We start from the raw sequence: 20,405 nt of genomic DNA on the forward strand, positions 1-20,405 counted from the left end.
TTATTATGTTAAAAAGTAAAGTTTTAAAAGTGTTAGAAGAAAACAAAGGAAGAACTGTTTCAGGTGCTGAAATTGCCAAAACTCTGAATCTATCAAGAACTTCGATTTGGAAAGCTATAAATTTACTAAGAGATGATGGATATACTATTAATGCTGTTACAAACAAGGGCTATTCTCTAGAAGATAATACAGATATTATATCTAAAGAAGGTATTTCCCTATATTTAAATAAAGATTTTTCAAATGTAGATATATATATTTATAAAACAACTTCCTCTACTAATGAAGTTGCAAAAAAATTAGCTTTATCTGGAGCTAAGCATGGAACTGTTGTTATTTCAGAAGAACAAACACAAGGTAAAGGTAGAATGGGCAGATCATTTTACTCTCCAGCTAATACAGGTATTTATATGAGCATTATATTACGTCCAACACTAACAGCAATGGATTCTGTATTAATTACAACATCTTCATCTGTAGCTATATGTGATGCAATACATAAAGTTACGGGCATAGAATGTCAAATTAAATGGATAAATGATATTTATATAAATAATAAAAAGATAGGTGGTATCTTAACAGAAGCTTCTACTAACTTTGAAAGTGGAACTATCGACTACTTAATTTTAGGAATAGGAATTAATTTTAATAATCCTAAGGATGATTTTCCAGATAACCTTAAAGAAATTGCAGGATCTCTTTATAAAGGAAATAGTAATGGTATAAATAGAAATATGCTTTGTGCAGAGATACTAAACAATATTTTAAGTATTATTCCCAAAATTAAAGACTATGACTTTATTTCAGAATATAAAAAAAGAAGTATCATTTTAAATCAAGAAATAATGTATATAAGTGGTGGAATTTATTCTAAAGGTAAAGCTATCGATATAAATAATGATGGTTCTTTAGTAATAAAACATGATGATGGTTCTATAAAAATATTAAATTCAGGTGAAGTCAGTATTAGGAGGTTAAGTTAGATGAGAAAACTAAATACAAAATCACTTATTTTATGTTCTCTATTTGCTGCATTAATTGCAGTTGGAGCTTTTATTAAAATTCCAGTTCCAATGGTACCATTCACATTACAAGTCTTATTTAGTACATTAGCTGGATTATTACTTGGACCTAGACTTGGAGTAGTATCTGTAGGAATATATATACTTTTAGGCTTAGTTGGGCTTCCTATTTTTACAAATGGTGGAGGACCAAGCTATATTTTTCAACCTACCTTTGGATATCTTATAGGATTTTTAATGGGTGTATATGTTACTGGGAGTATTGCTCACAAAACCAAAAATCCATCACTAAAAAAATTAATAATAGCAAGCTTAGCTGGCTTAGCAATAGTTTATATTATAGGAATGATATATTACTATTTTATCGTAAATTTCTATTTAAACACATCAATTACTGCAATTAAAGTACTAATATATTGTTGTTTAGTATTTATTCCTGGAGATGTAGTATCGTGTATAGTTGGCTCAATTATTGCTAAAAGAACTATTCCCGTAATTAAAGGACAGATATTAATTAGTTAATTTAATAAATTTTTTCAAAAAAGGAGCTATATCAGATTAAGTTGATAAAATTTAATCTGATATAGCCTTTTTAAATATTAAGTATTATTCTATATTCTGTTCCTTTTGTATTATCAATCAATTTTATACTTCCATTATGCTTTTCTATAATAGCTTTAGTAATAGCAAGTCCTAAACCAGTTCCCCCTGTTGACGAGCTTCTAGCTTTATCTTCTCTTACAAAAGCCTCAAAGATTTTATCTCTTATTTCTTCATTAATACCTCTTCCATCATCAAAAATTCTTATTTCAATTACATCATTAAATTTTCGTGATATAACAGATAAAGTTGTATTTTTTTCATTATATTTTATAGCATTATCTATTAAATTACTTATTGCTCTTGTAAATTTAACTTCATCAATATTAACCCAATATTCTTCTTCAGATATATTAAAATCATAATTAAAATCTTTTGCCTCTAGTTCTGGAATATAATAAGCAACAATTTCTCTTAAAACTTCATTTACATCTACATTTTTTATGTTTAATTTATAATCCATACTGTCTAATAAAGAAAATTCAAATAAATCAGTTATTATTTTAGTTGCTCTCCTTGAATTTATGTTAATTATAGTTAAATACTCTTGTTTTTCTTCTTCTGTTAATTTATCATAATTATTTAATATATCACTATAACCTAATACAGCTGATAATGGATTTTTTAAATCATGAGAAATATGTAGTATTAACTTATTTCTTTCTTGTTGAAGCCTTTGATTTTCTTCTTTTTCTATTTTTAGTGCTTCACTCATTAAGTTAAATCCATTAGCTAATTCTTTAAATTCATTATCTTTTTTTATATAAACTTGATTGCCATAATTACCTTCAGTTATTTTCTTCATTCCTTCATTTAAAGTATTTATTGGATTAATAAACTTTCTTGCTGTCCACTTTGCAAAAACATATATAATAATTAGCAGTAGTATAATATTGATAACTATTAATAATATTATTTCACTTTTATTCCCAGTTAGTGAATTATAATTATTATGTTTATTTATATTCTCATATGGAACACCAAATACTACTAATTTATTTTGTTCTTTTATAAATTTATATGAAATTGAATATTCTATTTCATCATCAGTAGCTATTATGGTGCTTTCTGAATCACTCATAGTCAGCATACTCTCTAATATTTTTATAGCTGAACTTGATTCCCTTTCAGAGTATACTTCAAAATTTAATATCTTAATATAATCGTCTAAAGTTATTTCTTCAAATTCCTTTATTAAATCTCCTCTCTTAAACTCTATATTATTATTTTCATCTATTACTATTAAAAATCCATTTATATCCTCTAAGTCTTTTTCACTTATCATTTCATAATCATTTGCTAAACTGTAATTAATAAGTTTATACTTTATTGTTGATGGTAAAAATAAATAAGTACTATATAATATAAAGGTAATTATAAACATAATAACCATTATTGAAATAAGAGCAATATATCCTATAAAGTAATTTTTAAATAACTCTTTTGCAACTCCAGATTTAAATCTTCTTTTTCGCATTTATTTCACCTTTTCAAATTTATACCCAATTCCTCTTATAGTCTTTAAATACTTAGGACTCTTTGGATTATCCTCTATTTTTTCTCTTAAGTGACTCAAATGTACAAGAAGTGTATTATCATCTCCAAAATAACTTTCTTCCCATACCTTCTCATAAATTTGTTTCTTGGTATAAACTCTACCAGAATTACTCATTAATAAATCTAATATCTTAAACTCCTTAGGATTTAAATCAATTTTAATATTATTTTTATATACTTCATAATTTTCCTTATTTAAAGTTAACTCTCCTAATACTATTTTAGTATATTCCTCTTTATTATTTACATATTGATAACAACGTCTTAATTGAGATGCTACTCTCGCTGTTAACTCAATGGTATTAATTGGTTTAACTATGTAATCATCAGCACCTAATCCTAATGCTAAAACCTTATCACTATCAGTTGACATAGCTGTTATAAAAATTATTGGAATCACAGAAGTTTTTCTTATTTCTTCCATTACAGTTATACCATCTATATTAGGCATCATTATATCTAATAATGCTAAATGAACTTCTTGATTTTTAAAAGCTTCTAAAGCTTCTATTCCATCTTTACATTCAATTACCTCATAACCTTCTTTCTTCATATTTAAAGCTAATAACCTTCTTATATCGTCTTCATCTTCAGCAATTAAAATTTTCATATTATTTATCCTCCAATAATTTTTCCTTAGCATAACATTCACTTGCTAAATCTAGCATATTATTATTTTCATACACTATAGCTAATCTTCTCCATAAAATAGATTGTGTTGGATGCTTTTCAATACTATCTTTTAAAAATTCTATAGTTTTTTCAAATCCACTATTTGTTTCATAAAGAGTACACAAAAACTCATATGCTCTCATATCATTTTCATTATTTTTAATATATTCTTCTAAACATTGAATTTTAATGTCTATATAATCATTTATATCATTAGTATTAATTGCATAATATTCACTATCATATATGTTATAACTTTTACTTACTTCACTTTCAAACTCATCTAAAGATATTCCCATAACTTCATTAAAGCTTTCTTCAAATGTATTTATCTTGCATTTCTCAAATATATCACCAATTGATTTTTCGCCATTAAACTGAATTATTTTATGAATTAAATAAGTGCTTTGAGCAAATAGTTTTGAATTTTCTTCACTTTTACTAGCTTCAATCCATACATTACTATTATCTAATTCCTTCAATGGTAAAAAAATTGATGCTTCATAAATTGGTTCCACAATAGAACAATAATATTCATTAAGTCCATTTATAAACCATATAGGAAAATATTGTTTATTTAAGTTATTATCTTTAAAAAAGTTATCAAGTAAATAATTATAATATAAGTTAAATAATTTTTCTTTAAAACTCATTGACTGTATTACAAATGAATCATCATTTTCTCTTATTTTTGGTAAGTTATTAATAATTTCTCTAAAAACATCTTCAACATTCATATAAATTGTATTTAATGTTTTATTATAATACCCAGCCCCATGTCTTTGTGTATCTCCTATGCTCAATCTTTCTTGAAATATTTCTTTATCAAAATCTAACTGAATTGTAAGTTCTTCTTTAGGAATATATCCTAAAATTTCATTTGATTTTACTTCAATTTTATCTAAATATGAAAATAATAAAGGTAAAGCTATTTCAACTTCTTCATTATGAAGTATTTTGTAGTTTTTATATAATGTTTCTTTAAAGTTATTTTTATATTCTTTATCTTCAAATTGTGAATAATAAATTTTATTTATTTTATATTTTATAAATTCTTTTCCAGGAGTACTATTAGCATAAGCTATTCCCATCCCTACAATAATAACAAGACTTGTCCCAATTATAATTTTCTTCTTATACTTTATCATTTTTATTATTATCCCCCTAAATATTCCGTATTTTTAATTAAATTTCTTTAATATTTATCAATTGGTATTGTTAATCTTAATAATAAGATAATATACTATAATTAATCTACTATTATATAAACCTTAAATTTACCTTAAATTAGTATCATTGAAAAAAGAGACATAGCTAATAAAAGCTATATCCCTAATATATGGATAATATCCTTAATATTCTCTATAATATAATCAGCCTCTTTAAGCTCATCATCATTTCCATAGCCATAACTACAACCAATAGAAAATAAATTATGCTTTTTTGCTAATTCTATATCAACAAATCTATCACCAACAACAATAAAATCTCCTTGGTAATTTTCCTTAATAAACTTAAAAATTTCATACTTAGGAATAAAGTGAAAATCTTCACTACAATAAAAATCTATAAAATACTTATTTAAATTAAATTTTTCTATATGTTTATTCATATAACTAGACTTACAATTACTTAAAAATATTAATTTATATCCATATTCATTTAATTTATTAAGTGTTTCAATAGTACAATCATATAACTGAACTTCTCCTTTATCTATATATTCAATCATAGCTTGTCCTATAATTGAACTACACTTCTCTTTTTCACACTTTGGCAGATTAGGCATAAATGTATTCCACATATCCTTTGGACTTAAACCAAGAAATTTACTTATTTCTTCTTCTTCAAACTCTCTTTTCTTTGCATAACCATTGGCAACTAAATAATCATAAGCTTTCATAAAAGCAGGTTTATATATTTTTATACTATTATGCAGAGTGCCATCATAATCAAAAATAATGTATTTCATAGACTAAAAGTTCTTTAAAAGGTTAACCATTTCAATAGCCGTAACCGCTGCATCGTATCCCTTATTACCTGATTTAGTACCAGCTCTTTCTATAGCTTGTTCTATGCTATCTGTAGTTAATACTCCAAATATTACTGGCTTTTCAGTTTGAAGTGATACACTTGCAATTCCTTTTGACGCTTCTGCACAAACATAATCAAAATGAGGTGTTGATCCCTTTATAACTGCACCTAAGCAAATTACTACATCATACTCATCATTTTTAGCCATTTTCTTTGCTACAAGTGGTATTTCAAATGCTCCTGGAACCCATGCAACATCTATATTATTTTCCTCTACACCATGTCTCTTTAACCCATCTAAAGCTCCACCTAATAATTTTGATACTATAAATTCATTAAATCTTCCTACTACTATTCCAACCTTAAGTCCTTCCGCTACTAAATTTCCTTCTATTATTCTCATTTTTTCTTCCTCCTAAATTTTCATTCATTTTATATAATTTTTAATTTATAACTTGTCCTACATTTTTAACTTGAATCCTTATTTTTCTAAAAGTAATATAAACTATACTTGTTCATTGGTTTTACTATAAAACTCTAATAACTTTAAAGCATATGCCCAAGTTTTTCTTTTTTAGTTTGTAAGTAAAACTCATTTTTTTCGTTGTGATTCATTTTAATTGGAACTCTATTTACAATTTCTATGCCATACCTTTCTAATCCATCTATCTTTCTTGGATTATTAGTCATTAAATTAACTTTAGAAACACCTAAATCCTTTAAAATTGCAGCTGCAACATCGTAACTTCTCATATCTGCGGGAAAACCTAACATTTCATTTGCTTCTACAGTGTCAAATCCTTTATCTTGAAGTGAATAAGCCTTTAATTTATTTATAAGTCCTATTCCTCTTCCTTCTTGCCTCATATAAAGTAAAATTCCGCAGCCTTCTTCAGCAATTCTCTTCATAGCTGCATCATATTGTTCTCCACAATCACATCTTTTAGATCCCAATGCATCTCCTGTTAAGCATTCTGAATGAATTCTAGTTAAAACTTCAGAATTATTATTTATATGACCTTTAACTAATGCCACATGATGTTCTCCATTTAATTTATTTATAAATCCATACATTTTAAAATCACCATATCTAGTTGGCATTTTAATTTCAACAACTCTTTCAACCCTTGCTTCTTTCTTTTCCTTTTCTCTTCTATACGCAACTAGATCTTCAATAGTTATTATTTTTAAGTTATGAACCTTTGCAAATTCCATTAATTCTGGAGTTCTTGCCATTGTACCATCATCATTCATTATTTCACATATAACTCCAGCAGGCCTTAACCCAGCAAGTTTAGCTAAATCAACAGATGCTTCTGTATGGCCACATCTTTTTAATACACCACCTTCTTTAGCTATTAATGGGAATACATGCCCTGGTCTTCTGAAATCTTCTGCCTTACAATTATTATCAAGTACTTTTTGAATAGTTAATGCTCTTTCAAATGCTGATATACCTGTAGTTGTATCCACATGATCGATTGATACTGTAAAAGCAGTTTCATGATTATCAGTATTCTTTTCTACCATTTTACCTATTTTTAATTCATTTAATCTTTTTTTTTCCATAGGCATACAGATAAGTCCACGTCCATATTTAGCCATAAAATTAATAGCTTCCCCAGTAACCTTATCTGCTGCCATTAATAAATCTCCTTCATTTTCTCTATTAGGATTATCAACAACAATAACAATTTTTCCATCTTTTATATCTTTTATTGCTTCTTCAACACTATTAAATTTATACATAAACCCTTACTCCTTTCATATTAAAAAAATCCATTTTCCCTTAGAAAATCTTCTGTTAATGATGTATTCTTTTTGTTTTCTTCCTTTGTTTCTAATCTCATAAGCTTTTCAACATATTTTGAAATCACATCACATTCAAGATTAACAGTTTCACCAATAGCTTTATTTAACAATGTAGTTTCTTGTGCAGTATGAGGTATTATTGAAACTTTAAATACATTTTCATCTACATATGCAACTGTTAAACTTATACCATCAATTGTTATTGAACCTTTTAAAACTACATATCTTAAAATATCATTTGTAGTTTTTATAGTAACCCAAGTAGCATTATCTTCTTTTATTAATGAAATAATTTCACCAGTTCCATCTATATGTCCACTTACAATATGACCACCTAATCTACTTTGTAATGTTAATGCTCTTTCTAAGTTAACTTTAGTTCCTACATTTAAATTTCCTAAATTACTTCTCCTTAATGTTTCAGCCATAACATCAGCTTCAAAACTATTTGCTTTTAAATCTGTCACAGTAAGGCATACCCCATTAGTACAAATACTATCTCCTACATTTGTATTTTCTAAAACCTTATTTGCTTTAATTAATAATTTTGAAGATTTGCTACTTTTTTTTATTTCCTGTATAACACCTAATTCTTCAATTATACCTGTAAACATATAATCACCACCTAACATATATATCCTTCAACTAAAATATCTTCATCTACAATATTGGTAGTAATATCTTTCAATTTAAAGGCATCATTTAATTTATCTATTCCTATTCCACCTACTGGTGTTTTAGAGGATTCTCCTCCTATAATTTTAGGAGATATATAAATCATTACTTTATCAACTATACTTTCTTCTAAAGCAGAATAATTAAGTGTTGACCCTCCTTCTAATAAAATACTATCTATATTTAATTCCCCAAGTTTTTTAATAAGAGCACTTAAATCAACCTGTCCATTTTTTTCGTCTATAATTAGCACATTAATATTCTTTTTTAATAACTCTTGCATATTTTTTATATTTGCTCTTTTAGTAGTTGCTATTATTGTTTTATTATCTTTATTTTGTAATACTTTAGAATTCATAGGTATTCTTAATGTGCTATCAACAATAATTCTTATTGGATTACTTCCATTTTCTATTCTACAAGTTAATTCTGGGTTATCCTTAATTACAGTATTTACTCCTACCATAATTCCAGAAAGCTTATTTCTTAAATTATGAACTTGTAATCTTGATTTTTCAGAACTAATCCATTTAGATTCACCAGTTCTTGTTGCCATTTTCCCATCAAGAGACATAGCAGTTTTTAATACCACAAAAGGCTTTTTAGTTAATATATATTTTATAAATACTTCATTAAGTTTTTTACATTTATCTTCTAATACACCAACCTTTACTTCTATACCAGCCTTTTTTAATTTATCTACTCCATTTCCTGAAACTAATGGATTAGGATCTATCATTCCAATAACCACTCGCTTTATATTATTTTCAATTATTTTATCTGCACATGGTGGCGTTTTACCATAATGAGAGCACGGTTCTAAAGTTATATACATAGTAGATCCACTTGGATCTTCCTTTAAGCTTTTAAATGCATTTACTTCAGCATGTCCTTCTCCATATCTTTCGTGATAGCCTTCTCCGATTACAATTCCATCCTTTACAATTACAGCTCCAACCATTGGATTTGGATTTACTTTTCCTTCACCTTTCTTTGCCAATTTAATGGCTAACTCCATAAATTTTTCATCCAAATTTATCACCTCACAATGAAATTAATTTGAATTTAATAAATCATTCAAAAAAAGCCCTGAGCTTTTTACTCAGGGCTTAATATTTTACAATCATTCTTATATTATCATTTTATTTACAATTAAACTTAATAAAAAATATTTAATAAATATAACTATAAAAATAAAATTTATAAAAATAATCATATAAATTTTGTGAAAATAAAAGCTCTGAAATATAAAATATTTCAGAGCATAAATACACAAAACTAATATAGTAGTTAAAAATACTATATTTACATTTATCTTCTTCCATCCAGACTTTACTGTCGGCCTCGGAATTTCACCGAATCTGCTAAAATCGCTCGCGGGCTTTACCGCCGGTAGGGAATTTCACCCTGCCCTGAAGATTTATTAAATTATAATTAAATGTTATTATAAATACTATTTTATGTCAATACTTTTTTTGGAAACTATATTTTTGTTATAAAATTATATATTATTATCAACACATTTTTCTAATAGTATATGCTACTATTAAATATAAAATTTAATTCTCAACCATTTCTATAGTAGCTCTGGATGCTCCTTTACTTAAATAATATCTATATGGTTTAATTTTATTTATTACATTATTAATAAAAGTATTTAAGTTACTTTCTTTAAGACTATTATCAAAAATATATTTTGCAAAATTATCAATTTGATCTAAACAGGTTATTGCTAAAGATTTTCTTATATTATAACCGCTATTTATTACTTTATTAAAATCATTATATATATTTTCATTTAATAAGTCTAAATCTAATAAAGCAAACCTTAAACAACCTTGAAATCTATTTGGTATATTAGTTAAATCAACTATTTTATTATATGGCGCACAGTTTAATTCTCCTGGTAGTGGACCTGCCCCATGTCTTGTTAAATAACTTCTAGTTACATAAATAACTTCAATATTAACTTTATTTTTTGCTTCATTTGAAAATTCACTATAAACTTCATTCAAAAGTTCAATTACATTTTCTATACCTGTTTTTGAGTGAGTTACATGAGGGAAGTACTTATAGTTTTCATGGAGCATTAAACCTTGAGCGCCTTCAAATATTAACGTTGTGAATTTCCTATTTATTTCTTTAAATGATGTTATTTTGATATCTTTTATAAAATCCTATATATCTTCAATAAAATTAAATATCAAGTTATTATTTTCAAGTATGCTCTTAAATTCATTGTCAATGTTATTTACTCCAAGTTCCTTTAACCTTTTATTAACATAATGATTTTTAATATCCATTAATATCTCATAAACTTTAGTTTTATTAAGATTTATATCTAATATATCTTTAACTTTTAACTTAAACCTATCTTTTGAGTTTCTAACTAATGTTTCATTAAACCCCAAACCACAACTACCATGATTATTTTTACCTCTAAAAATCTCAACAATTTGATTTATAATCATATCATAAGGGGTAGTTATTAAACATTCATCATCTACATATATTTGAGGATTTAATCCTATCTTCATTAACTCATTCAATTCCTTTAAAAAAGATAATGGATTAACTACAAAGTATTTACTTAAAAATGTTGGTGTATTATTAAAGGTTCCACTTCCAAAATGACCAAAAACATGTCTATTTCCATCTGGAGTCACTACTGTATGCCCAGCTTGAGCCCCTGAATTAAATCTAACTACAATTGGATTATCACATTTATTACAAAAATAATCTGTCATTAATCCTTTTCCCTCATCTCCAAAGTTTGCACCTATTATTACCTTTACCTCTTTCATTAATCCATACCTCCATAAATTATTTTTATACTAAAATCTCAAAAATCCTATTTTCCTTTTTCTTTATGCCTTAAAATCATGGCTAGTATAATTTTCATAATAGTTTCTTGGTTCATTATTTCTATATAAAAACTCTCTTCCATTAAATCTTTGTAATGTTTCTACTATAAGTTCTACCAGTTTTCATTAAACTTATAAACTTGTGCTGGGCGATAGGGCTTTCCTTCAAGCTTTTCATCAGTTTCAACTATCATATTTCCAATTTTTCTTCTAAAGTTCAATAACTCTTTTCCCATTATAGCTTCATAAACATATTGAAGTTCTTTTACAGTAAAAAGCCTAGGTAATAAATTAACTGCTATTGGAGTATACTGAATCTTATTTCTTATCCTATCAATTGCATAGTCTAATATTTTATAGTGATCAAAGGCTAATTCATCATTGCTACTATTTAGAAATTTATAGCTTACTTTCTTTTGCCTAAAAATATTTTTCTCTAATATTTCAGTTACTTCATAATTTATTTTTATTTTATCATCTTCTGAAGCAAGACTTAATAAATATCTCTTTTTAATATCAGTGGTAAAGTTTTCAGTACTAATTAGTTTTTTATTTATCCAAAACCATTGAACTTCCTTGGCATCATCACCAGCAATTGGTTTTACACTATTCTTTGAAATTAGTGCAACATTACCAACACTTATAACTCTAGTTCTTGGGTCCCTATTAATTTCACCAAAAGTATAAAGTTGCTCAAAATAGACTTTATCTATTCCTGTTTCCTCTTTTAATTCTCTTTCTGCTCCTTCTTGTAGACTTTCATTCATTCTCACAAATCCACCTGGAATAGCCCATTTTTCAATAAAAGGATGTTCTTTTCTTTTTATCAATAATACTTGCATTCCTTTTCTAGGAACTTTACGTATATTCTCTTCTTCTTTATCTTCTGTTGTAAAAATAATAATATCATTAGTAACACTAGGTCTTTCATACCTTGCTGGATTATATGCTTTAATAAACTCTTCTTCTGTTAATCCATCTTTATCTTTTATATTAACTTTCATAATTTATTTTTAGTGAAAGAGTATATGACAAGTGACAAACTCTCACCAAATCCTCCAATCTTTATTGTTGTTGACTTTTTAGTATTTAACAAGTTATTTATATATCAAATTTAGATGTATATGTTCCTTGATGAAAAAACATTTTCCATTTCCCATCAATATATTTCCATATTGTACTACGAAGAGAATATTTTTTATTTTCATTCGGTTCATTGTGTTTTATCACTTTATACATTGCTAAAATACAATCATCTGATAATTCCTTTATTTTAAAATCTATAATTTGCCAAAACAATTCTTTGTTATCATCTTGCTCTTGAAATACATCACCATTTTTATAATGATATATATTTCCATTACTACAAAACTCAATAAAACAATCTGCTAATATATTACTTATCCTTTGTGCCGATTTTCTTACTTCTGATTTTAATAAATCACTTTCTAATTGTAATATGTGTTCTCTAATTGAATACATCATTATCACCCCATATTCAAATTTAAATTTTGAATAACATAATTTGTTCACTACTTAGCTAAAGTTAGTATGATCATGATATTATCCTTTATATTAACTGTAATTCTATTATTTGTAAATAATTTTCAAAAAAATTATCTCAAAGTATAATCTAAATACTAAATTACACCTTGAGATAAAATTAAATATTTATCTAATAAAATTTGTTCTTTCAACTGGAACTAATTCAGGAAGTGGAACATTTTTAGCTGCTTCTTTACACTTAATTAAATAGGCCATATTTCTTGCTAATACCTTCATTGTTCTAACACCTTCTAAATCTTGTACAACCTCTTCTGGAGTATTTCCATGTATTTGATTCCAATAAACAGATGATACTATAGGCATTTCATTTATTGTAAAGTATTTATTTAATTGATCAAAGGCAGCACTAGCTCCTCCTCTACGACATGAAACAATACTTGCTCCAAACATATGTCTTAAGTAATTCTTATCTGTTGAATAAAAAAGCCTATCTAAAAATGAAGTTGCCGCTCCACTTGCTGCAGCATAATGAACAGGAGAACCTACAATAAAACCATCCGCACTCTCCATCTCTTTACTTACTTCATTAACTAAATCATCATGGACACATTTGCCAAGCTTTCTACATGCATTGCATCCAATACATCCTATTACTGGCTTATTTCCAACCTCATAGAATTTAACTTCTATTCCCTCATTAATCAACTCATTTTCAATTATTTTTAATGCTGTATATGTGCATCCTTTCGATTTCGGACTTCCATTAAGTAATATTACCTTCATTCAAAACTCTCCTATAACAATTTTCTATAAAAATTATATAAAAACTTTATTTAATTTATAACCATTAAATTATTAGTTATATTAATTATCAAAGTTTTAAACTTATCTAAACCCCATCAGTTTAACTCTTAATACTTTTCTATTATACTTTGAGTACCATAATCTCCAAAGCCATTTTTCTCTAATTCCTCATACATTTCTAATACCTTATTAAGAATAGGTAAATCTTCACCCTTTTCTTCCATAACTTCCTTAGCTATTTTCATATCCTTTATAAAATGCTTATTAAAGAATCCAGGTGCATAATCTTTTTCAATCATCTTATAGCCATTGTTTTGAAGTTGCCAACTTCCAGCAGCTCCTTTTGATATAGCATCTAAAACAATTTTAGGATCTAAACCAGATTTTTTAGCATAAGTAATTGATTCCGCTACTGCAGCTACTGTACCTGCTATAGCAACTTGATTACATGCCTTACAGTTTTGTCCACTACCTGCTTCACCTAAATAAATTATATTTTTACCCATACATTCAAATATACTATACATATATTCAAAATCCTCTTTATTTCCACCTACCATAATTGATAATGTAGCATTTTGTGCACCTATATCCCCTCCTGATACAGGTGCATCTAAAACATGAAATTTATTACCTAATTCATATAATCTTTTAGCAAGAATCGGCGATGAAGTAGTCATATCAACTAAGTAAGCTCCTTCTTTTGCATATTGAAAGATTCCTTCATTCCCTAAATAAACCTCTTCAACATCCTTTGGATAACCTACAATAGTAAATATTGCATCTGCATTTTCTACACATTCTTTAATACTCTCTTTAACCGCTATTCCAAATTCCTTTAATGGTTCACATTTTGAAATTGTTCTGCTAAAAACAGAAACATTATGCCCATTCTTTGCTAAATTTTTAGCCATAGCACTTCCCATGACTCCTGTTCCAATCCAAGCTATATTCATTTTTACCTCCAAATCTTTCATTAAATATAAATTATTTTACACCATTATAATAATTTTATCATTTTTATTTATTATTTTCCATTTATATTTAAACATCAAAAATCCCCATAGAATAAATTCTACAGGGAAAATCTATTTCTAGCTGCTAGATTTTTTCTTAAAAGCTTATAATATAAACTATCATTTGTATTTAATAACATTTTTATTATTCAATTTTAATAGTTTATTTGCAAACTTTTCTATTTTCATCAAATCCATATTGAAGATAATGATCCACCCCAGATACAAAGGTGCCTTTTTTAACTGCAGCTTCTACATCAGGATTAAGCTCTAGATACTCACCTTCATTATATTCTTTTGGAATGGGTGGCAATGGTAATCTTCCTTCCTTCTTTCCATAATCAACATAGTGTTTATAAGGGTTATCCTTATAGATTGGACTCTTAGCTACATCTGGATACTTTTTTAGATACCAATTCTTACTGAATACATACATAGAATAGTTCATCTCCTTATCATAACCATACTTACCTTCTAATTTATTTTTAAAGGAAGTCCATCTGTTCCAATTATTTTCTGACCAATTAGGACATATCTTACGACTTGTATCATAATGTCTTACAACATTGCTGCTAGCAATGTTATATCTGTTTTGTAAATACTTAACTAATTCTAATGCATTATTCTCTGTTGTTTCAGATATAATACCATTATAATTACAACACATTTCTATGGAAATAGAATTTTGATTAGTAATACCATATATACCATGACCATCCCCAATAGACCAAGCAGCATTAAATTCTTCTACTGATTGCCAGATAGAATTATCATCTACAAAATAATGTGCACTTGAACTTCTATCTCCACCATAAAAATAATCAACATTATTCTTAGCTGTATCACCCTTATTTGCAGTATAATGAAGAACTATATACTTAACACTATTACCATTTCTACTTGAATAATTAAAAGAACTTATTTTCCTTTGTATTGGTAACATTATATACATCACCTCTCATTTATCATACTATGAAAGCAATTTCACAGTTGTGCTAATAGTGTTAAATAAATTAGCAAAATATTAATATAAAAAAATATGTAGTATATTTTTTAGCTCTACTACATATTTTTTATATTTATCTTTCACTACTAGATATTACACAAAAAGCTCCCTTATCCTCATACTCTTTAACTCCTTCAACTATAGAAACCTTCATTGCTCCACCTGCTGGTCTCATGTTAGGATCTCTATAAAGAATATTTTTTGCAGCTTCATCAAAATCTAACTCATTAAAATGTTCATTAGCTTTCCATTGCCATATTATTTCACCTTCCCAATTAACTTCAATTATTTTATCATCTAAAAGTAATTGTTGTGATATCTCACTGTTTATAATATTTTCATGACATAAAATTAATGTATTTCCTCTATCAACAAGTGGTTCACTATTAGGTGAATAATAACCAACTGAACTACCTTCTCTTTGATAATCATGATGCTGTCTTGCCATCCATTGTGGTATTTCACCTTTATCTTCTATATACTCTGTTTTATTAAACTTCCAAACAATCTTACCTTCTAAATCTACTTGAATTAAATCAAGCATATCTTGCATACCCTTTCTCCTGTACTTCCAATTACAAAACCACCTAGTAAAAGTTTATTAGGAAAGCCTTTTAACCCCTTCCATAATTGACCTCTCTACCATTCATATCTATTAGTAATGCGCCTAAATCATTTACTTGTAATAAGGTATATCCTCCCCATGCCTTTTCCTTGTTATATACTGTTACTCCTGTTGGATAAATAGTTGGATGACCTATTTTTAATTCCTCCCTTAATATACATTATTTATTTGCCTTTTCATAAAAAGATCTATCAACCCATGAATTTATATCAAAATCTTTAGATATGATATGATTATTTAGCATAAAATCCTTACTTTCTTCTAATTTTTTTATTGAATCTTCTGTAATATCTAAAGAAATAAAGTCAAATTTATTATCATCCCTCACTCCAACCAGTAGTTACTACAGCATCTACAGAATTACCTTGTAACGCTGATTCAGCATCTGTAGTATTTATTAATTCAACTTCATCTAATTTTATACTGTTCAAAGCTAATATCTCGTAAATATACTTATGGCATATATGTTCCCTTTTATTTCTCCTTTCAAATAAAATAAGGAGGCTAAAATTATAAATTTTAAACTAATAAAATTTATAAGATTAACCTCCAGTTTTTCTGGTCAATTAATTGTATAATCATTATTTAATTCCTCTTCTCTTAAATTGTATATTCTACTGAAATATCCTCAGTATCAAAAAAGTGTTTATATACTTGTTTCTTAATAGTTGCAAAATCATAACTACTTCTATCTCTTGGTTTACCAATGTCTATATTTATAATTTCTTTTATTTTACCTGGTCTAGAAGACATTACTATTATTCTATCAGCTAAATAAATAGCTTCTTCAATATCATGAGTAACCATAATCATTGTAGTTTTTTCTCTTTACCAAATTTTCAAAATTTCGTTTTGTAATTGAATTTTAGTTAAAGCATCTAATGCTCCAAAAGGTTCATCTAATAATAATACTTTTGGATTATTTATTAATGCTCTTGCAATTGCTGCTCTTTGTGACATTCCTCCTGACAATTGATTTGGATATGCATTTTCGAACTCTTCTAATTTTACCATTTTTAGATGCTCTCTAATTAATTTATCATTTTCTTCTTTATTACTTTTATCTAAACCTAATGATATATTATCTGTTATAGTTAACCATGGAAACAACCTATGCTCTTGAAAAATCATAGCTCTATCTTTATCTGGACCGCATATTGTTTTACCATCTAATGATATTCCAAGTCCTAGTTTTAAACCAACAAATATTGAAGGAATTGCTGAAGGTAAATATATCTTTGTAAATAATTTGAAATTACTTAAATTATACATTTTGCCTACTTCTATTAGCTTAGGATCTGTGCTAGTAATACCACTTATGGTATTAATAAGTATAGGAAAAAATGCCGCTAACACAATAACAATAATTTTTGAGCTTTCCCCAATTCCAAACCATAATACTATTAGAGGAATCCATGCAAGCATTGGTATTTGTCTAATAGATGTAAGAGTTAAATAGAAAAATGAATTTATATTTTTATTTATCCCCATCAATACTCCTAAAGTAACACCTAATTGAATTACTTTTCCATCTTGTACAACTAAAGTTAATGTTCCATACTTAATTTCATTTAGAATATTTAATATCACATTTAAGCTTTCACTTGATAAGTTACTTTTTACCTTATTCATTATAATGCCCCCTTTATAATAAAATTCAGTTTTCCTATAGGTTTACTAGAAATTATATTATCCATTATATGTAGAACTCTTTTCCTGTTAACACCTTTAATGTATCTTATTGGAATTTATACTTATTAAATAAAAAAACTCAAGAAATTTTTATAATTTCTCAAGTTTATCCTCTTTATCTCAATAAATATTATTTTTTAATTTACTTCTTTTATAGTATCTAAGTATATTGACTCCAATACATCAACATATTTAACACAAACTAATCAATAAATATTTTTTATGCACTAATATAACCTAGATTATTATTCCTTCAAAATGGTCAATTTCATGTTGGATTATTTGTGCTGTAAATCCTTTAAATATCTGTCTTTGCTTATTAAAGTTTCTATCTAAATATTCTACTTCTATTTTTTCATATCTAGTTGTTTTTCTAAATCCAATTAATGATAAACAACATTCCTCAGTATCATAACTGTTCTCTTTATTTAATATAACCGGATTTATCATAGGTATAATAAGATCACCTATAGTAAATACTAGTATACGTTTTTTAACCCCTATCATATTAGCAGCCATACCAACACAATATTCTAAATTTGCCCTTAATGTATCTACCAAATCATCTATAATAGCTATATCTTCTTTAGTAGCCGGCTCTGATTTTTGACTTAAAAACACTATATCTTTAACAATTGGTTTTATCATTTTGTTTCAACCTTTCTAAATTTAATACTCTATATTATTATCATTACACCACTTAATAGCTAACTTTCTTTCAGCATCTTCTCTATAATCATACCACTTATTAATAAGACCTTCATTTTCAATTGATTGCCTTAACTCTCTAAAAGAATCTTTACTATTTAATATTTTATTCCTTAATTCTATATCTTCTATATTATTACAAAATTCAATCATCATACTATATTCATTAATATCATCATAAGATGGAAGTTGAATATAGTCACTTGGATTTTCTCTAAAATCATGAAGTGAAAGTATAAGTTCCTTTTCCCACTCTTCAAAATTATCTAAATTATGTATATCATCAGCTTTGTAAGTTGCAGAGCTACTATCCTCTATATACATTATAACTCCTGTATTTTTGTTATAGTAATGTTGTAATAATTCTCCTTCAAATTCTATAGCTTCTATTACATCTCTTAGATCTACTTTTAATTTATTGTTCAATTATAATCACATCTTTCCTATTTATTGCTTTTATTTATCATCATTATATTAAATTATTAACAATATCTCAATAAAATATAAAAAGCTGATAAAAATATTATATTAATATAAAAATTATATATTTTAAAATAAGAAACATTTAAAGATAAAGATAATAATCATATTATATTTATTTGAGCATATAATTTATTAATTAATAATGGGGGTATTAAATTTGAGCGAAAATAACAATAATAATCAACTACAAAAATCAAACGGTTCTTATAATAGTTTATCTATTGCAGGTTTTATCCTAGGTATTATCTCTTGCTTTTTAAACTTCTGGGGAATTGTTGGAATTGTAGCTGTTGTTCTTTCAGCAATAGGTTTGTCCCAAATATATAAAGCTCAAGAAAAAGGAAAAGTATTAGCTATTTTAGGAATAATATTAGGTGCAATAAATATTATCTATGCAGTTTGTATACTTATTTTCCTAATGTAACCATGTAAATTAAAACGAAAATTCCATAAGAAATTATTTAAACGTATTTCTTATAGGATTTTCGTTTTAATTAACCTTTTTTATTTAATTTTTATTTCAAGTTGAATTATAGACTTTTCATCCTCTTTAGAATTCACCCTGGATAATATAGAAAATTCATTAAAATTACCTATAGGTTCTATATTGTACTTATTAATATGGTCCAACATCATTTTATAGTATTTTAAATTATTTTTATAGCTATCATCATAATACATAGTAAGGTATTTTCCCTTTTCTAATATTACATTTTCTGTTCCTTCACTTACATTTTCATGCTTATAAAGCATTATAGCAGTATAAACTACCTTATTCTCTCTTTCTAATATATCTAATGCTGCTTCAAATACTAATTCTGAATTTAACATCCAATTCTCTTTTTCTGATTCAAGTAAAACCTTTCTTAGATTTAGTTCTATATCTTCTTGATCTTTTAATATACATTTATACTTCTTAACTATTCTTTCATCATTATACTTAATAAATATTTTATTTTCTTCTATTTTCTTAGTTTCTTTTAATCTATCACCTAAAAAGTTAATATATGATTTAACACTTTCAAGCTCTTGTATCTTATTATCTAATACTTTTCGCTGTTGATCTATTAATTTCAACATAGAATCTACTGATATTTCATTTTTTAATAACTCTTCTATTTCCTTTAGTGATAATCCTATAACTTTGCACTGCTTTAATAAATCAATCTTTATAAATTGATTTACTGAATAATATCTATAATTATTTTGTTCATTTATATAAGCAGGCTTAAGTAGACCCATTTTATCATAATATCTCAATGTTTGAATTGGAACATTTGTTAATTTAGATATTTCTCCAACTGAAAAATAAGTTTCCATATTAAAAAT

22 protein-coding genes, 2 pseudogenes and 1 riboswitch are annotated in these 20,405 nt (G+C 26.4%); of the genes and pseudogenes, 3 read left to right on the forward strand and 21 right to left on the reverse strand.

Translation table 11 applies throughout. The annotated features are described in order from the left end of the window. Positions 1 to 5 precede the first annotated feature (5 nt). Together Q0G30_RS01220 and Q0G30_RS01225 are read left to right on the forward strand one after the other, a co-directional pair. Positions 6 to 983, forward strand: a complete 978-nt coding sequence (locus tag Q0G30_RS01220) for a biotin--[acetyl-CoA-carboxylase] ligase (protein ID WP_294385446.1) — start codon at positions 6 to 8, stop codon at positions 981 to 983. Then, complete coding sequence (locus tag Q0G30_RS01225) at positions 984 to 1,544, forward strand: biotin transporter BioY (RefSeq protein ID WP_294385449.1); 561 nt, start codon at positions 984 to 986, stop codon at positions 1,542 to 1,544. A 70-nt stretch (positions 1,545 to 1,614) separates the two neighbouring features. Here the strand turns inward: Q0G30_RS01225 and Q0G30_RS01230 are convergent, their stop codons facing one another. The 20 genes and pseudogenes from Q0G30_RS01230 to Q0G30_RS01320 all read right to left on the reverse strand — a co-directional run bounded on the left by Q0G30_RS01230 (position 1,615) and on the right by Q0G30_RS01320 (position 19,019). After that, on the reverse strand, positions 1,615 to 3,099 hold the full coding sequence (locus Q0G30_RS01230) for a HAMP domain-containing sensor histidine kinase (protein WP_294385452.1): 1,485 nt from the start codon (positions 3,097 to 3,099) through the stop codon (positions 1,615 to 1,617). After that, complete coding sequence (locus tag Q0G30_RS01235) at positions 3,100 to 3,789, reverse strand: response regulator transcription factor (protein ID WP_294385454.1); 690 nt, start codon at positions 3,787 to 3,789, stop codon at positions 3,100 to 3,102. It abuts the gene before it with no gap. A gap of 1 nt (position 3,790) precedes the next feature. Next, entirely contained in the window at positions 3,791 to 4,999 is a 1,209-nt protein-coding gene (locus Q0G30_RS01240) for a hypothetical protein (RefSeq protein ID WP_294385455.1), read from the reverse strand. Between the two features lie 176 nt (positions 5,000 to 5,175). After that, entirely contained in the window at positions 5,176 to 5,823 is a 648-nt protein-coding gene (locus tag Q0G30_RS01245; RefSeq protein WP_294385457.1) for an HAD family hydrolase, read from the reverse strand. 3 nt (positions 5,824 to 5,826) lie between these two features. Next, a complete protein-coding gene (gene ribE, locus Q0G30_RS01250) occupies positions 5,827 to 6,288 on the reverse strand; it encodes a 6,7-dimethyl-8-ribityllumazine synthase (RefSeq protein WP_294385459.1) in 462 nt (153 codons plus the stop codon). Between the two features lie 143 nt (positions 6,289 to 6,431). Next, entirely contained in the window at positions 6,432 to 7,634 is a 1,203-nt protein-coding gene (locus tag Q0G30_RS01255) for a bifunctional 3,4-dihydroxy-2-butanone-4-phosphate synthase/GTP cyclohydrolase II (RefSeq protein WP_294385463.1), read from the reverse strand. A 20-nt stretch (positions 7,635 to 7,654) separates the two neighbouring features. Beyond that, on the reverse strand, positions 7,655 to 8,311 hold the full coding sequence (locus tag Q0G30_RS01260; protein WP_294385467.1) for a riboflavin synthase: 657 nt from the start codon (positions 8,309 to 8,311) through the stop codon (positions 7,655 to 7,657). 11 nt (positions 8,312 to 8,322) lie between these two features. Further along, the gene (gene ribD / locus Q0G30_RS01265) at positions 8,323 to 9,405 is read right to left on the reverse strand and encodes a bifunctional diaminohydroxyphosphoribosylaminopyrimidine deaminase/5-amino-6-(5-phosphoribosylamino)uracil reductase RibD (RefSeq protein ID WP_294385472.1); all 1,083 of its coding nucleotides are present in this window, start codon (positions 9,403 to 9,405) and stop codon (positions 8,323 to 8,325) included. A gap of 276 nt (positions 9,406 to 9,681) precedes the next feature. Beyond that, positions 9,682 to 9,796: riboswitch (FMN riboswitch) on the reverse strand. Positions 9,797 to 9,931: 135 nt separating this feature from the next. Continuing rightward, a pseudogene (locus Q0G30_RS01270) lies at positions 9,932 to 11,176 on the reverse strand (adenylosuccinate synthetase). 173 nt (positions 11,177 to 11,349) lie between these two features. Continuing rightward, on the reverse strand, positions 11,350 to 12,240 hold the full coding sequence (locus Q0G30_RS01275; RefSeq protein ID WP_294385475.1) for an NUDIX domain-containing protein: 891 nt from the start codon (positions 12,238 to 12,240) through the stop codon (positions 11,350 to 11,352). A gap of 97 nt (positions 12,241 to 12,337) precedes the next feature. Then, the gene (locus Q0G30_RS01280; RefSeq protein WP_294385540.1) at positions 12,338 to 12,718 is read right to left on the reverse strand and encodes a DUF4440 domain-containing protein; all 381 of its coding nucleotides are present in this window, start codon (positions 12,716 to 12,718) and stop codon (positions 12,338 to 12,340) included. A gap of 189 nt (positions 12,719 to 12,907) precedes the next feature. Then, positions 12,908 to 13,525 carry a flavodoxin family protein gene (locus Q0G30_RS01285; protein ID WP_294385478.1) on the reverse strand — a complete coding sequence of 206 codons (618 nt, stop codon included), beginning with the start codon at positions 13,523 to 13,525 and terminating at the stop codon, positions 12,908 to 12,910. A 128-nt stretch (positions 13,526 to 13,653) separates the two neighbouring features. Continuing rightward, positions 13,654 to 14,502, reverse strand: coding sequence for an NAD(P)-dependent oxidoreductase (locus Q0G30_RS01290; protein WP_294385483.1), 849 nt, complete (start codon positions 14,500 to 14,502; stop codon positions 13,654 to 13,656). Positions 14,503 to 14,725: 223 nt separating this feature from the next. After that, complete coding sequence (locus Q0G30_RS01295) at positions 14,726 to 15,505, reverse strand: peptidoglycan recognition family protein (protein WP_294385487.1); 780 nt, start codon at positions 15,503 to 15,505, stop codon at positions 14,726 to 14,728. Between the two features lie 220 nt (positions 15,506 to 15,725). After that, positions 15,726 to 16,329 (reverse strand): annotated as a pseudogene (locus tag Q0G30_RS01300) (thioredoxin); the annotation flags it as partial. A gap of 24 nt (positions 16,330 to 16,353) precedes the next feature. Further along, complete coding sequence (locus Q0G30_RS01305; RefSeq protein WP_291655189.1) at positions 16,354 to 16,521, reverse strand: hypothetical protein; 168 nt, start codon at positions 16,519 to 16,521, stop codon at positions 16,354 to 16,356. Positions 16,522 to 16,793: 272 nt separating this feature from the next. Continuing rightward, positions 16,794 to 17,006: a hypothetical protein gene (locus Q0G30_RS14385; RefSeq protein WP_366013268.1), complete on the reverse strand. Its 213-nt coding sequence runs from the start codon at positions 17,004 to 17,006 to the stop codon at positions 16,794 to 16,796. A gap of 15 nt (positions 17,007 to 17,021) precedes the next feature. Then, on the reverse strand, positions 17,022 to 17,825 hold the full coding sequence (locus Q0G30_RS01310) for a DUF2292 domain-containing protein (protein ID WP_366013270.1): 804 nt from the start codon (positions 17,823 to 17,825) through the stop codon (positions 17,022 to 17,024). A 297-nt stretch (positions 17,826 to 18,122) separates the two neighbouring features. After that, positions 18,123 to 18,533, reverse strand: coding sequence for a peptide deformylase (locus Q0G30_RS01315; protein WP_195468855.1), 411 nt, complete (start codon positions 18,531 to 18,533; stop codon positions 18,123 to 18,125). Between the two features lie 21 nt (positions 18,534 to 18,554). Continuing rightward, on the reverse strand, positions 18,555 to 19,019 hold the full coding sequence (locus Q0G30_RS01320) for a UPF0158 family protein (RefSeq protein WP_294385491.1): 465 nt from the start codon (positions 19,017 to 19,019) through the stop codon (positions 18,555 to 18,557). Positions 19,020 to 19,233: 214 nt separating this feature from the next. On the opposite strand from Q0G30_RS01320, the gene Q0G30_RS01325 reads away from it, so the two are divergent. Beyond that, a complete protein-coding gene (locus Q0G30_RS01325) occupies positions 19,234 to 19,500 on the forward strand; it encodes a DUF4190 domain-containing protein (RefSeq protein ID WP_195468853.1) in 267 nt (88 codons plus the stop codon). An 80-nt stretch (positions 19,501 to 19,580) separates the two neighbouring features. On the opposite strand, the gene Q0G30_RS01330 is transcribed toward Q0G30_RS01325, so the two are convergent. Next, complete coding sequence (locus tag Q0G30_RS01330) at positions 19,581 to 20,396, reverse strand: helix-turn-helix domain-containing protein (RefSeq protein ID WP_294385494.1); 816 nt, start codon at positions 20,394 to 20,396, stop codon at positions 19,581 to 19,583. Positions 20,397 to 20,405 lie beyond the last annotated feature (9 nt).

Origin of the sequence: uncultured Clostridium sp. (assembly GCF_934754925.1) — a bacterium.
Classification (GTDB): Bacteria; Bacillota; Clostridia; order Clostridiales; family Clostridiaceae; genus Clostridium.

What these genes read in the sequence shown, in the direction of transcription:
- Q0G30_RS01220 (WP_294385446.1), top strand. Translation starts at nt 6, where the DNA reads ATGTTAAAAAGTAAAGTTTTAAAAGTGTTAGAAGAAAACAAAGGAAGA.
- Q0G30_RS01225 (WP_294385449.1), top strand. Translation starts at nt 984, where the DNA reads ATGAGAAAACTAAATACAAAATCACTTATTTTATGTTCTCTATTTGCT.
- Q0G30_RS01230 (WP_294385452.1), bottom strand. Translation starts at nt 3,099, where the DNA reads ATGCGAAAAAGAAGATTTAAATCTGGAGTTGCAAAAGAGTTATTTAAA.
- Q0G30_RS01235 (WP_294385454.1), bottom strand. Translation starts at nt 3,789, where the DNA reads ATGAAAATTTTAATTGCTGAAGATGAAGACGATATAAGAAGGTTATTA.
- Q0G30_RS01240 (WP_294385455.1), bottom strand. Translation starts at nt 4,999, where the DNA reads ATGATAAAGTATAAGAAGAAAATTATAATTGGGACAAGTCTTGTTATT.
- Q0G30_RS01245 (WP_294385457.1), bottom strand. Translation starts at nt 5,823, where the DNA reads ATGAAATACATTATTTTTGATTATGATGGCACTCTGCATAATAGTATA.
- ribE (WP_294385459.1), bottom strand. Translation starts at nt 6,288, where the DNA reads ATGAGAATAATAGAAGGAAATTTAGTAGCGGAAGGACTTAAGGTTGGA.
- Q0G30_RS01255 (WP_294385463.1), bottom strand. Translation starts at nt 7,634, where the DNA reads ATGTATAAATTTAATAGTGTTGAAGAAGCAATAAAAGATATAAAAGAT.
- Q0G30_RS01260 (WP_294385467.1), bottom strand. Translation starts at nt 8,311, where the DNA reads ATGTTTACAGGTATAATTGAAGAATTAGGTGTTATACAGGAAATAAAA.
- Q0G30_RS01275 (WP_294385475.1), bottom strand. Translation starts at nt 12,240, where the DNA reads ATGAAAGTTAATATAAAAGATAAAGATGGATTAACAGAAGAAGAGTTT.
- Q0G30_RS01280 (WP_294385540.1), bottom strand. Translation starts at nt 12,718, where the DNA reads ATGTATTCAATTAGAGAACACATATTACAATTAGAAAGTGATTTATTA.
- Q0G30_RS01285 (WP_294385478.1), bottom strand. Translation starts at nt 13,525, where the DNA reads ATGAAGGTAATATTACTTAATGGAAGTCCGAAATCGAAAGGATGCACA.
- Q0G30_RS01290 (WP_294385483.1), bottom strand. Translation starts at nt 14,502, where the DNA reads ATGAATATAGCTTGGATTGGAACAGGAGTCATGGGAAGTGCTATGGCT.
- Q0G30_RS01295 (WP_294385487.1), bottom strand. Translation starts at nt 15,505, where the DNA reads ATGTTACCAATACAAAGGAAAATAAGTTCTTTTAATTATTCAAGTAGA.
- Q0G30_RS14385 (WP_366013268.1), bottom strand. Translation starts at nt 17,006, where the DNA reads ATGATTATGGTTACTCATGATATTGAAGAAGCTATTTATTTAGCTGAT.
- Q0G30_RS01310 (WP_366013270.1), bottom strand. Translation starts at nt 17,825, where the DNA reads ATGAATAAGGTAAAAAGTAACTTATCAAGTGAAAGCTTAAATGTGATA.
- Q0G30_RS01315 (WP_195468855.1), bottom strand. Translation starts at nt 18,533, where the DNA reads ATGATAAAACCAATTGTTAAAGATATAGTGTTTTTAAGTCAAAAATCA.
- Q0G30_RS01330 (WP_294385494.1), bottom strand. Translation starts at nt 20,396, where the DNA reads ATGGAAACTTATTTTTCAGTTGGAGAAATATCTAAATTAACAAATGTT.